The organism is Methylobacter sp. (genome assembly GCF_023227905.1).
Classification (GTDB): domain Bacteria; phylum Pseudomonadota; class Gammaproteobacteria; order Methylococcales; family Methylomonadaceae; genus Methylobacter_A.
In genome coordinates, this window is the sequence record NZ_JALOCF010000082.1 from 1 (window position 1) to 12,682 (window position 12,682).

At 48.5% G+C, this 12,682-nt stretch carries 11 protein-coding genes, 1 tRNA gene and 1 pseudogene; 7 read left to right on the forward strand and 6 right to left on the reverse strand.

The features are described 5' to 3' along the window. The 4 genes and pseudogenes from M0R47_RS20340 to M0R47_RS20355 all read left to right on the forward strand — a co-directional run. Positions 1 to 223: pseudogene (locus M0R47_RS20340) on the forward strand (ISAs1 family transposase); the annotation flags it as partial. Between the two features lie 65 nt (positions 224 to 288). Continuing rightward, the gene (locus M0R47_RS20345) at positions 289 to 810 is read left to right on the forward strand and encodes a Slp family lipoprotein (RefSeq protein WP_292558186.1); all 522 of its coding nucleotides are present in this window, start codon (positions 289 to 291) and stop codon (positions 808 to 810) included. 296 nt (positions 811 to 1,106) lie between these two features. After that, a complete protein-coding gene (locus M0R47_RS20350; protein WP_292558187.1) occupies positions 1,107 to 1,670 on the forward strand; it encodes a Slp family lipoprotein in 564 nt (187 codons plus the stop codon). Between the two features lie 96 nt (positions 1,671 to 1,766). After that, positions 1,767 to 1,853: transfer RNA gene (locus M0R47_RS20355), tRNA-Leu, on the forward strand. 1,311 nt (positions 1,854 to 3,164) lie between these two features. Here the strand turns inward: M0R47_RS20355 and M0R47_RS20360 are convergent. From M0R47_RS20360 to M0R47_RS20385, 6 genes are all read right to left on the reverse strand, one after another. Continuing rightward, a complete protein-coding gene (locus tag M0R47_RS20360; protein WP_292558188.1) occupies positions 3,165 to 3,668 on the reverse strand; it encodes a hypothetical protein in 504 nt (167 codons plus the stop codon). 87 nt (positions 3,669 to 3,755) lie between these two features. Continuing rightward, entirely contained in the window at positions 3,756 to 4,169 is a 414-nt protein-coding gene (locus M0R47_RS20365) for a hypothetical protein (protein ID WP_292558189.1), read from the reverse strand. Positions 4,170 to 4,262: 93 nt separating this feature from the next. After that, positions 4,263 to 4,685 carry a hypothetical protein gene (locus tag M0R47_RS20370; RefSeq protein ID WP_292558190.1) on the reverse strand — a complete coding sequence of 141 codons (423 nt, stop codon included), beginning with the start codon at positions 4,683 to 4,685 and terminating at the stop codon, positions 4,263 to 4,265. 517 nt (positions 4,686 to 5,202) lie between these two features. Continuing rightward, complete coding sequence (lnt, locus tag M0R47_RS20375; protein ID WP_292558191.1) at positions 5,203 to 6,768, reverse strand: apolipoprotein N-acyltransferase; 1,566 nt, start codon at positions 6,766 to 6,768, stop codon at positions 5,203 to 5,205. 166 nt (positions 6,769 to 6,934) lie between these two features. After that, positions 6,935 to 7,717 carry a ParA family protein gene (locus M0R47_RS20380; RefSeq protein WP_292558192.1) on the reverse strand — a complete coding sequence of 261 codons (783 nt, stop codon included), beginning with the start codon at positions 7,715 to 7,717 and terminating at the stop codon, positions 6,935 to 6,937. A gap of 58 nt (positions 7,718 to 7,775) precedes the next feature. Then, the gene (locus tag M0R47_RS20385) at positions 7,776 to 8,261 is read right to left on the reverse strand and encodes a zinc ribbon-containing protein (RefSeq protein WP_292558193.1); all 486 of its coding nucleotides are present in this window, start codon (positions 8,259 to 8,261) and stop codon (positions 7,776 to 7,778) included. Between the two features lie 85 nt (positions 8,262 to 8,346). Between M0R47_RS20385 and leuS the strand changes: the two genes are divergently transcribed. The 3 genes from leuS to holA all read left to right on the forward strand — a co-directional run bounded on the left by leuS (position 8,347) and on the right by holA (position 12,525). Further along, entirely contained in the window at positions 8,347 to 10,797 is a 2,451-nt protein-coding gene (gene leuS / locus M0R47_RS20390) for a leucine--tRNA ligase (protein ID WP_292558194.1), read from the forward strand. Between the two features lie 194 nt (positions 10,798 to 10,991). Continuing rightward, positions 10,992 to 11,489 (forward strand): LPS assembly lipoprotein LptE, encoded by a 498-nt coding sequence (lptE, locus tag M0R47_RS20395; RefSeq protein WP_292558195.1) that lies wholly within the window; start codon positions 10,992 to 10,994, stop codon positions 11,487 to 11,489. 1 nt (position 11,490) lies between these two features. Then, on the forward strand, positions 11,491 to 12,525 hold the full coding sequence (gene holA, locus M0R47_RS20400; RefSeq protein WP_292558196.1) for a DNA polymerase III subunit delta: 1,035 nt from the start codon (positions 11,491 to 11,493) through the stop codon (positions 12,523 to 12,525). Positions 12,526 to 12,682: the final 157 nt, after the last annotated feature.

Here is a 12,682-nt window from a genome sequence, read left to right on the forward strand (position 1 = left end):
CGAGAACCAGCAGCATTGGGTATTGGATGTGCAGTTCGGGGAAGACAACAACCGGGCCCGAAAAGATCATTCGCCGGAAAACCTGGCATTAATCCGGCGTGCGGCCTTGAATTTGTTGAATAACAACAGCCCCAGCAAAGACAGCCTACGCCAACGAAAACTGCGTGCTTGTTTGAGTGATTGTTATCGCGCCGAACTGATCTTTGGGAAAAGGAAAATATAGCGCGATTGCCCTGCTGTAACAATAGCCTTATCGTCGGTTTTCTGCTTAAGTAGAATTAGGAAATAATGATTGAAAATGTATATGGCAGGAGAAAAGATATGAAGCGGTACTTGTTACTCAGCTTTTTATTATTGAACGCTTGCTCAACTGTACCGGTTGCGATAAAAAATCCTCCTCTGCATGACATTCCCTACCCCGAAGCAACAACCCAGAAGATTACCAATTTTAAAGATGCGCCAGTGCGTTGGGGCGGTATTATTGTTGATGTAGAAAATGAACAAAATTTCACTCTGGTGCAGGTGCTTTATTATCCTTTGGATAGCGACGGCGAGCCGCAGACGGATAAATCGCATGCAGGGCGATTTGTTTTTAAAAGCCCGGGGTTTCTAGAGCCGGCTGTTTACACCGCAAACGCGAAAATTACCGTTGCAGGAACGCTTACAGGTGATATCGAACGCACGGTAGGAAAAAAAGTTTTGCGCGTACCGTTGATTTCAGCCACGACTATTTACTTGTGGCCGGTTTATGATTACTACAGTTATCACGATGGTATCGGTTATGGCTTTGATTATAGTTTTTTACACTAGCATTGAGTTGTACAATAGGGGCTTCGCATTTAAGCGTGAGATCAATCACCACACCTCTATTCCAAATAGCTGCGTCCGCACTCATAAAAAGCATCGCCTCATTCGTATCGTATACCGGGCGGAGCAGTTTTTTATTAATCATATCTGACATTAGTAAACAGTTGGGCAAAGCGCTTGCTGTGCTGAAAACCGGTGTAGTTTCAGGAGTAGGTATCTTTCCCAATAGCCTTATTGCTAATTTTCTGGTTTAGTGCGGACAAGACATGGCGACCAAAAATAAATAACGGAGAAAAGACATGAAATGGTATTTATTCATTATCTGTTTGTTGTTGAGCGCTTGCTCGACTCTGCCGAAGGAGATAAAAGATCCTCCTTCAAATGATATTTCTTACACGCAAGCAAGCCAGAACATTAATAATTATAAAAATGCGCCGGTGCGTTGGGGCGGCATTATTGTTGATGTGGAAAATGAACAAAGTTTCAGTCTGGTGCAGGTGCTGACTTATCCTTTGGATAGCGACGGTGAACCGCAGACGGATAAACCGAACGGAGGGCGATTCGTTTTTAAAACCCCAGAGTTTCTCGATCCGGCTGTTTACACCAAAAACTCCGAGATCACAGTTGCGGGAACTCTTATAGGCGATATCGAGCGCGCCATAGGCAACAAGGTTATGCGCATGCCGCTGATTTCAGCCACGACCATTTATCGCTGGCCGGTTTATGTGTACGACAGCCGTTACGATGGTTTTGGATATGGCTATGGCTACAATCCTTACTATGGAGGCTACCCGTATTACTGGGGAAGTTACTACTGGCCTTACGCTAGCCCATACTATCGCCCAGCCTTCCGGTATCGTTAAATACAGTATTTAAATTTAGATGTGGCCTTTTTTGGATATAGGTCTAGTTTATTTTTTTTGTTGCTATATAATATGCGGCTTACCAAAGTTATCGATGCCTCGGTGGCGAAATTGGTAGACGCAAGGGACTTAAAATCCCTCGTTCGAAAGGACGTGCCGGTTCGACTCCGGCCCGAGGCACCATGGAAAACAATCTCTTACGTTTAGACGAAGGGATTTTTTTATGCCTGCCGTTTTCTATGGCTATTGGTGAAGTGGCTCAAATCAACAAGCCATAAGCAATTATAAAAGTGCTTCGGCAATTCAAGCGCCTTTCCTGTCGGCCATTTTCCCGTATTATGCTTCTGAAGCTCGCCGCCGTCTGTATCTGTAATAGGCCTTATCCGCTAATCTGTACTGCCTGTCCATGCAATGTATCGAAATGTCCGAGATGAGCTCAGCGTTTAAGATTTTTAGATAAAGAATCCAGGCTTCCATTGTTAAGTTTTTAAACATAATTTAACCTTCAATCCAAGTCAAAAATGGCACAATAAGTCGCTATATTTGAAATTAAAATTTGAATCTAGCGCACAAGTAAACCTAAAAAACCGTCGGTTTTTTATCGTTTTCTGTAGCATAGAGAGTTAAACTTTTTCAATCAATAAGTGCAATTACTTATCAGATAAACGTAATTTCGAGTTGTGTGACGCGCATCGCTAAACAATCGGGGAGATACTTTATTGTAAACTGCCGACGTTCAGCCGGCCTTTAGCAGTGAAAAAATCATGCGTTGGGAGAATATTCCAAAACGGGAGGGTCGCTTTGCTTTTGGAGAGTAACACCGCTTCTTGATGCGGTGAAGCCTAAAATCGATTGAGGTCAAACGTTTGAGTTATGCCGTCTGGTTTATTGATGATGTTAGAAACCGCCAGCAAAGACCCCTTTAAATACCGGCTTCTGAAACCTCAATGGTTCTGGATGTTATTCGTAAACCAGAGGATCTGGCTCTGCTGCATAGAGCGGTTCGACATCCTCCGCCTTCAATGAACTAAGCGATAGCGTCTCTTCAATGGGTGTTGGTTGGGATTAAATTGACAGAGGGACTGGTTCATGCCGATGCTTAGGTGCTCAACGTAAGGCTAATCAAGGGAATGGTTGGCTCGAAAAGCTGAAAAAGAAGCTACATTATAACCGCGCTCTGATTGAGCGCCATGTTAGAGAACGGCTTTTCATGAGAAGGAGTCTGTGTAATGTAGTGTTACACCTGCTAGCAGAGCGGCAAAAGCTACTATAGCAACAAACTCTCGGTTGTGTGGGTATGCCTGGGGCGGTGGATAGCGTCCCAACGTAAGTACACGAAGCATAACCCACCCTGGCCAATAGAAGACACTAACAAATAAGACCTCGACAACAAACCGCGCGATGGCGCGAACAACAAATTCAGCGATTGCATCGAATGCCATGGATTTAGCTCTCTAACGCTTAAAGAAGCAGCGCGTTCAGTGTCCGATGCCTTTACTTGTTAGCATCATTCTCTTTCTGGAAATACTTTCCATACTTTTTGATTGAAATAGATTCGGCTATCGCGTTGCACTCTGTAGACGATCCTGTGCTACCCCACTTGGTTACACAATGCTGCTTGTGGATCGATCCCAATTCATCTATAGAAAAATCAGAATACTTTTCTAAAAGATCTTTATATTGCTTTCGCCGTTCCCCGTAAGGAATTTTTCTTTTCTCTTCGCTTAGCTTTGTAAAGAAATCGTTAAATCTTTCTCTTTCTTCGTTCGCTTTATCTATCTCTTTCTTGCAAGGCGACAAGTCATCTTTACGAATGTCTAAATTATGCCGGGCAACGCAACCAAGCGCGGCACTGTTTGCAGCATCACTTGCTTCCCGAACTTGTCTTTCTTCGTCAGTCATTCCTTCAATAGAGTAACTACTGTTTGCCGAAATAATCACAAAACCTAATAAGGTAAATTGAGCTACTGCTTTTTTGTGGTTTGGTCGTGTATGCATACTCTCGAATCCCTTTTCTTAAATGCTAACGTTCAAGGTCGGTGGTGATACGCGGCTTTATCGCGTAGCGTCCCCTGCACCGGAGGGTTAGTCCGCTGCTTCGAGAACTGCTTCATCGGCACCTCCAGTTACGAGCAGCTCCAGAGACCGGGCAAAAGCGCTAAGCCTTTCATAGGTGGTGAGCAACTCAACCGCCAAAGACGACTGCCCTTCCGGCCGGTCGTGTTCATGAACCGGTGTGCTAAGCACGATACGGCAACCGACTCGACCAACGGTCCCAACAGGATAAAACGTAAGGCCAATATGCTCTTGTTCGATACCACCACCGGACTTGCTCCAGAAACCACCGCGGATTCCAAGCGGTGATTCGGCGAGCAATGGAAATGCGACGGCGAGTTTCTTCGCCAACTCGACGAGTTCCGCTTCCCCGAACCAAGCGGACCCGGAACCGGCATAGCCGTCGGTGTCGGGCTCGAATTGGAGGCGAAGAGCATCTGGCATGTTGGTGGGCTAATGTGAAAGTAAGGGGGTGCGCGCTTTTGCGCAGTCCCGCTTGACTGTATGGTTAGAGGCCATTTTAACCATACTACCCATTTACGGTTTCATTAGCGGGTAACCTGACAACAAACTTTTCCCGCGAAGTATTCGGGCACCAATGATGAGGCCGCCCAAGCCGGCTAGTGCCAATACACTGAACAATATCTTCGCGGAAAGAGACGCTGCACCATCAATACTTAAAACTGCAACGATAAAAACACAACCAGCCAACAATAAGGCTCCACCAAAAATGCCAAGATAAGCAGTAAGTTTTGTTGTTGTCGGAGTAAGCTCAATGGATGATTTAATCTTACGCTCAACTAATTCGTCGGTTGGAAGGATTTCAAGTGATCGGCATTCTCTGTAGCAAAAGAAAAGGCTGCTCAAGAGGATGATGAATAAAGCTATGCCCGGAGCTACGTACAACTTCAAGATTTGATATGCACTCGCTCCAAGCACGCTGACGATGGAGCCACCCATCAACATTCCTGAGTGTGTCAAAAGTTGACCGCACGATGGGCAGCCTCTCGTTGGCGCCCATTTTTGTATTTGGAGTATGAAACCCCAAGAGAGTTTGCCACCGCAGCTTGGACATCTCTGCATGATGGCCTCTAACGTAATATATACGACATCATTTGTCGTATAAAAAAATCGTAGCGTCGTATATTCATTTTTAAGTAAATTATCTTATTGTTTTCAATGACTAAATTATAAAATAAGGCGACGCATTGCGCAAACAAATACGACATCAACGCAACCTGGAAAATTACTCGGCCAAGTCCGTGACAACATTCGTTTCAAACACTATAGCTTAAGTACGGAGATGTCTGGATTAAACAGTTTATTGGGTATCATCAAAAGCGCCATCCTTTGGTAATGGAGCAATTGAGCTGAAAATCATTTTTTACTGAGTTGACTAAGCAACAGTATGTGTCCAGTTCCACCCAGAATCAGGCGCTGCCTGCAATTTTGTTTTTATATCGCGAGGTATGGCAGTTTACTTGCCCTCATCGGTGTTTTTCCGGTTTACGACTCCAATCCCTAGCAACAAAACCAACGCTCCCCACAATAAACCCGGCACCAGCCAGAACCAGTTTTGGTAGAAGGTTGCGGGCGGATTTTTCAGGTAAGGCACTTCGTATAAGCCTGCCCAAGTCTGATGTATCGGCGAGCGTTCCAGGATTTCTCCCGATGCCAGCGATACCGTGGAAATGCCGGTGTTGGTGACGCGCAATACCGGGCGGCGAAATTCCACGCCGCGCGCCAGGGTCATGTACATGTGTTGGTAAGGTTCCTGCCAGGAGCCGTACCAGGAATCGTTGGTGACATTGACGATAAACTGGGCACCAAGTTCCGCCAGCGAGCGCGAAAATTGCGGGAACAGGCTTTCATAGCATATTTGCGCGCCCATTTTATAGCCGTTCCAGCGCAGCAATTCGGTCGGTCCGTGGCCTCTGGCAAAATGGCCGGTAGGCGGCAGCCAGTTGCGGATTTCGGGGAAAAACTGTTCGCCGGGTATGTATTCGCCAAACGCCAGCAGGATCGATTTGCTGTAATGCGGCGGCACTATTTCGCCGTCCTTGTTCAATACAAACAGGGAATTGGTAATCAGGCGTGATGACTCATCGACACTATATGCGCCGGTAATCAGCGGCAGTTGCCGTTCATGGAGAAACTGCGCCAGCACTACCGGGGAGTCGTCGGATTTAAACCGTTCACCCAGCAATGCCGGAAATGCGGTTTCAGGCCACATGGCGAAATCGATTTTGGCGTCTTGATGGGCTTTCAGGGCGTTATCGGTCAGCGTGAGATAGCGGTTGAAGATTTCATTGCTATAGCCTTTGCCCAGTTCGGCGGCCAGCTTTTCTGCGTTTTCAATATAGGCCTGAATCAGCAGCGTTTTGAACGACGCATCCGGCTGAGGGAGCCTGTTTTTAAGCCACAGGCCGCCGATATTCAGCAGTATGAAGCCTGAAACGACACTTGCCAGGATGATTTTTCCAGCGCTTTGCTTGCGCTTTTCCCAGGCAATATACAGCGGCAGGTTGCACAGCAGTGTTGCGGCGCTGAGCCCGCTAAAACCGATCACTTCCGCCCAGTGGTAAACGGGGATGTTGGCGCCATACCATGTATAACCGAAGTTCCAGTCGAACAGGGTCAGCGAGTAGGCTTCGCAAAGCGTAGTGATCAGTGCCATCAACCCCAGCGAAAGCCGCTTTGACCAGTTGAATTTTTGCTGTCCCCAAAACCACAGTACGCCGGCTAGAGGCACAAACAAGTGGGCGATCAGTCCATAGACTACCATGCCGATAACCGCTACAGGCCAGTCCAAATGGGCAAACTCATGCAGCAGATAGGTGACCCAATTAAAGCCGATCAGCGTGAAGATGAATGAGGTGATCAAGCCGCCAAGGAAAACATTTTTTAGGCGGGTTTGCCGGCTCCAGAAAATCCATAAGGGAACGAAACAGAATAACGATGCCCAGGGCGGGAAAGGGATGTAACTGGTGCCGATCAGAACGCCGGACAGTATAGGCAGTAGCCAGGGTTTAACGGTGTTCATAGTGTAAGGGGAGTATGATTGCGTGGGAAGTGCCGGTTCTCAATCTGGAGCTTGGGAACCGGCAATTTTCATGGGTGATTATTCCGCCTACTCTGTGCCGGGATCACTGAGCGTTGTGTCGGATGCATTCCGCAACGGTACGGAAACGATGAATGCGTTTACAACTTTAACTGCCGTGAATCTCCGCATGTAAGGCGCGGTATTCATCGGTCAGCTTGTGGTTAGGCATGTAATGCACCAACGGCTTGGATTCGGTGTGCGATTCCCTGACCTTGACCGATGGCGAGATCATTGCAGCCAGTACCGGCAGTCCCTCGGCAATAAGCTCTTCGACTATTTGGCGAGGCATGTTAGCTTGTTTTTGATACTGATTGACGATGATGCCTTCAACTTCAAGATTGTGATTATGGTCGGCTTTAACTTCTGCTACTACTTGCATCAGAGAATACAGAGCTTCTCTGGCGAAAGTATCGCAATCGAAAGGAATCAGGCATTTGTCGGCCGCAATCAGGGCAGACTGGCTGTAGAAGTTGAGGATCGGCGGCGTGTCCATATAGATCTCATCGAAACCCTCAAGTTTTTCCAGCGCTTCTTTCAACTTAAAGATTTTCATGCGCGATTCCAAACGGCTTTGCAATGGCTCAAGCTCAGGATGGGATGGAAGCACAAACAAATTTGGGAACGGAGTCTCATGTATTGCGCTTTCAAGACCGGAGCCGGATGAACCGCTGCCAAACAGGGATAGGCTCAGGGTATCCTTAAAGAAGTGGGCGATCGTTTTGTCGCTGTCGCTGACTTTGCTGCCGAGCAGGTATTGCGTTGAATTGCCCTGAACATCGAGATCGATGACTAATGTACGCTTACCTTCAACAGCACTGATGGCGGCTAAATTGCACGTAATAGTAGATTTGCCGACGCCGCCTTTCTGGTTGAAAATGACTCTGCGCATGTTATCCCCGTTAAATCAAATAGTTGAAAGTCGCATTATAAAGCTTGGGGCGCTAATATCAAACACGGATAAAGGTTTTGCCTTGGCACTTTGGGCATTCAGGAATTTCGCTGGCTGTTTTAAAGGCAATTTCCTTGCCGCAGTCGTCGCAGATAAAGGTGCCGGGCACGGTAATGTCGCCGCTGTGGTAGGTATGCACTTTTGCCAGTTCTTCCAGTTTTGCCAGTTCCAGGCGGGTTTTATCGGCAACGCTTAAAAAAGCATCCAGCGCGAAGTTTTCAATCAATTCAATATCGAACTTAAACCACTCGGACAGCGATTCCTTATCTTCCTCGTCTGACAAGCCGTGGGCCGCATGCTCAACGTCGCGTCTAACAAACTCCGAAACCTTGTCCAATTCTTCGTCCGTCAAATTGCTGTCTTTTCTGGTTTTTTCTTTTGAAATTTCCAGCGCTTCGGCAAACGAATGCAGCGTATCTTCCATGGTTTCATGGAGATGCTTCATAAAATCGGTATAGGCGGTGACTAGTTTGTTTTTATTCATAGGGTTCAACTCCTGAAAATGGCGCTTTGAGATTTAAGCAACTGTACGGTATTCTAACGCTTTTGACTGGTAAAAGACGAGAAGGATGCAAGAAAATTATAAGCCTTTGGCAATTGAGCAAGAAGTACAGTCCGCCTGGGACGAGTCAGGCGTATTTAATGTGTCGGAATCGCCGACACAAGATAAGTATTATTGTTTATCGATGTTTCCTTACCCCAGCGGCAAGCTGCACATGGGGCATGTCCGTAACTATACCATTGGCGACGTCATCAGCCGCTACCAGCGCATGTTGGGCAAAAATGTCATGCAGCCTATGGGCTGGGATGCGTTCGGCCTGCCGGCGGAAAATGCCGCGATGCAGCACGGCGTCCATCCGGCCGACTGGACCTACAGCAACATCGACTATATGCGCGACCAGCTCAAACGGCTGGGTTTTGGCTATGACTGGAGCCGCGAATTAGCGACTTGCAACCCGCATTATTATAAGTGGGAGCAATGGTTTTTCCTGAAGCTGCTGGAAAAAGGCCTGGTTTATAAAAAAACCGCACCGGTCAATTGGTGTCCGCATGACATGACCGTTTTGGCTAACGAGCAGGTTATCGACGGCTGCTGCTGGCGTTGCGATACCCAAGTTGAGCGCAAGGAAATCGCCCAGTGGTTCTTGAAAATCACCGCTTATGCGGATGAATTGCTCGCCTCGCTGGAAACGCTGGATGGCTGGCCGGAGCAGGTTAAAACCATGCAGGCGAACTGGATCGGCCGCTCCGAAGGCGTGGAGATGGATTTTCCGGTGCCTGAGTTGGATCAGCATTTAAGCATCTATACCACGCGTCCCGACACGCTGATGGGCGTGACTTATCTTGCCGTAGCGGCGGAACATCCGCTGGCGTTGAAAGCCGCAGAAACCAACCCTGAAATCAGCGCATTTATCGATGACTGCAAAATGATGGAAACCTCGGAAGCGGCCATGGAAACCATGGAAAAACGCGGTATCGATTCCGGCATCAAAGCACTTCATCCGATTACCGGCGAACAGGTTCCGGTCTGGATCGCCAATTTCGTGTTGATGGGTTACGGCACCGGCGCGGTGATGTCGGTTCCAGCGCACGACCAACGCGATTACGAGTTTGCCCTTAAGTACGGCATCGCCATCAAGCAAGTCATTTTTGCCAAAGACGGCGGCGATGCGGATTGCTCAGAACAGGCTTACACTGTCAAAGGCATCCTGAAAAATTCCGGCCAGTTCGACGGATTGACCTCGGAACAGGCTTTTGCCGCCATTGCGGAAGCGCTGGAAAAAGATCAAAAAGGCCAACGCAAAACCAATTTCAGATTGCGCGACTGGGGGGTTTCCCGGCAGCGTTACTGGGGCGCGCCGATTCCGGTCATCTATTGCGATGATTGTGGCACGGTGCCTGTGCCTGAGAAGGACTTGCCGGTGGAACTGCCAAGAGACGTCGTGCTGGACGGCTCGCAATCGCCTTTAGTCGCTCATCCGACTTTCTCTCATACCACCTGTCCGACCTGCGGCAAAGCGGCGCGCCGGGAAACCGATACTTTCGATACCTTTATGGAATCGTCCTGGTATTTCGCACGATTTGCAGGCAACAACCCGGACAGCATGATCGATGAAAGCGCCAAATACTGGCTACCTGTCGACCATTATATCGGCGGCATCGAGCATGCGATTTTGCATTTGCTGTATGCGCGCTTTTACACCAAGCTGATGCGGGATGAAGGCTTGGTCGTCTGCGACGAGCCGTTTAAAAAGCTGTTGACCCAAGGCATGGTGCTGAAAGACGGCAGTAAAATGTCCAAGTCCAAAGGCAACACGGTTGATCCGCAAGGCCTGATCGATCAATACGGCGCCGATACCGTGCGTTTGTTTATCATGTTTGCCGCGCCGCCGGAGCAATCGCTGGAATGGTCGGACAGCGGCGTGGAAGGCGCGTTCCGGTTCCTGAAACGGCTTTGGAAGCAAGCTTATACGCATTGCGAAGCCGGCGGTTCTACAGTGCCGCTGGATAAACAAACTTTGACCGCTGAGCAACAGGCGGTTCGTCGCCAACTGCATTTGACTATCCAGAAAGCAACCGACGACTTTGGCAGACGCTATACCTTTAATACCGTAATTGCCGCGAATATGGAGCTGATCAACGCCTTGTCCAAATTTGTTGATGATTCCGACAACGGCAAGGCAGTTCGGCAGGAAGCATTGGAAGCCATTGTGTTGATGCTATCGCCTATCGTGCCGCATATCTGTCATCAACTGTGGCTGGATCTGGGGCATCAAGAAGCGGTAGTCGGCGCCTCATGGCCTGAGGTTGATGCAGCGGCTTTGGAGCAGGACACTTTGGAACTGGTGTTACAGGTTAACGGCAAGCTGCGCAGCAAGATGTCGGTGTCGGTTAATGCGTCTAAGGAAGAAATAGAGGCAATGGCGCTGAGCGATGAGCATATCAAGCGTTTTATTGAAGACCAGCCGATTAAAAAGGTGATCGTGGTGCCTAAGAAATTGGTCAATATTGTCGTTTAGGCGAAAGACGAAGGGCGAAAGGCAAAAAAAGCTTGCGTTGAGGATTAAGAACTTTTTCAATTTTTAGCCTTTAGCCTTTAGCCTTTAGCCTTTAGCCTTTAGCCTTTAGCCTTTAGCCTTTAGCCTTTAGCCTTTAGCCTTTAGCCTTTAGCCTTTAGCCTTTAGCCTTGCTCTTCTCATTAAGGGAGATACCAGTGTTAACAAAAAAAGCGGTCATCTTTGTTATGGCTTTGTTATTGAGCGCTTGCGGCTATCATTTGCGGGGCGCTCTTGAATTGCCGGCAAACATGAAAAATGTCTATGTTGAGGGCGGATCTTCGCCGTTGCTCGAACAATTCAAGCAGGTCATGAAATCATCTTCCGCTCAGCTTGCCAGTTCCCGTCAGGGGGCAGGTATCGTTATCAAGGTTGCTAACGAGGAATTTAACCGGCGTGTGTTGTCGTTGAGCACCCGAGGCAAGTCTAACGAGTTTGAGCTAACCTATCGCCTGGACTATGAGTTTGCGAATGCAGCGGACGCCGTGTTGATGCCGCGGCAGTCTGTTGAAGTCCGGCGTGAGTATTACAACGATCAGCAGTTTATGATTGCCAAAGATCAGGAAGAAGCCGTAATACGCAACGAAATGTATCAACAGGCTGTGCAAACCATCGTTAACCGCGCCAGGGTCGTATTAGAGGCAGGCGCGAAATAGTATGCGGCTCAAGCCCGAACAGTTAGCGGCGGCGTTGCAAAAGGACTTGGCGCCAGTTTATTTCATTAGCGGCGACGAACCGTTGCAGCTGGGCGAGATGGCTGATGCGATCCGGGCGGCGGCACGGAAAGCGGGTTATGATAGCCGCGAGGTTCTTGTTGCGGACTCCGGATTTTCATGGAATGAATTGATGGAGTCGGCCGGTTCGCTATCTATTTTTACCGATAAAAAAATCATCGATTTAAGGCTGCCCACCGGTACGCCGGGCACTGAGGGATCGAAAGCCTTAATCGACTATTGCGAGCGTTTACCAGAAGACACGCTGTTATTAATTACCGCGGCAAAAACGGCAAGCGCCTCCTTAAAATCGCGCTGGTTTCAGGCTTTGGATAAAGCGGGTTGTGTTATTCAGGTCTGGCCGCTGGAGGGACAAGACCTGATTCGCTGGTTGCAGCAAAGAATGCAACGGCGCGGGCTACAGGCTGAAGCTGAAGGTACCAGGATATTGGCTTCCAGGATTGAAGGAAATCTGTTGGCGGCCGCGCAGGAAATAGAAAAGCTGTACGTGCTATACGGTCCAATACAGCTCAGCAATCAGCAGATTTTCGATGTAGTGGCCGACAGTTCCAGATTCGATGTGTTTAAGCTGGTGGATTGCGTGTTGGCGGCCAAAGTAGGCCGGATTTTTAAGGTTTTGTCCGGCTTGCAGGCAGAAGGCGTTGCGGCCCCCGTGGTGTTATGGGCTTTGGCGCGGGAGGCTCGGGTACTCATCAAGATTAAACAGGCCTTGGCTCAGGGGCAAAATAAAGCGCTGGCTTTTAAAAACAACCATATTTGGGACAAGCGCCAGCAGTTGGTTAGCGATGCGCTGAACAGGCTGGGCGACAGCGACCTGAATAGTATTCTCACGTTAAGTGCAAAGGCGGATCGGCAGATCAAAGGCCGGCAGCCAGGAGATCCGTGGGAAACGCTACTGGCCGTTTGTCTGATGTTTGCGTCCGTTGTAACTACTCAGCAAACAATAGAACACGGATGAAGAAGGCGAAAGACGCAGGGCGAAGGGCGAAAAAAGCTTGCATTGATGTTAAAGAGCGTTTTCAATTTTTAGCCTTTAGCCTTTAGCCTTTAGCCTTTAGCCTTTAGCCTTTAGCCTTTAGCCTTTAGCCTTTAGCCTTTAGCCTTTAGCCTTTAGC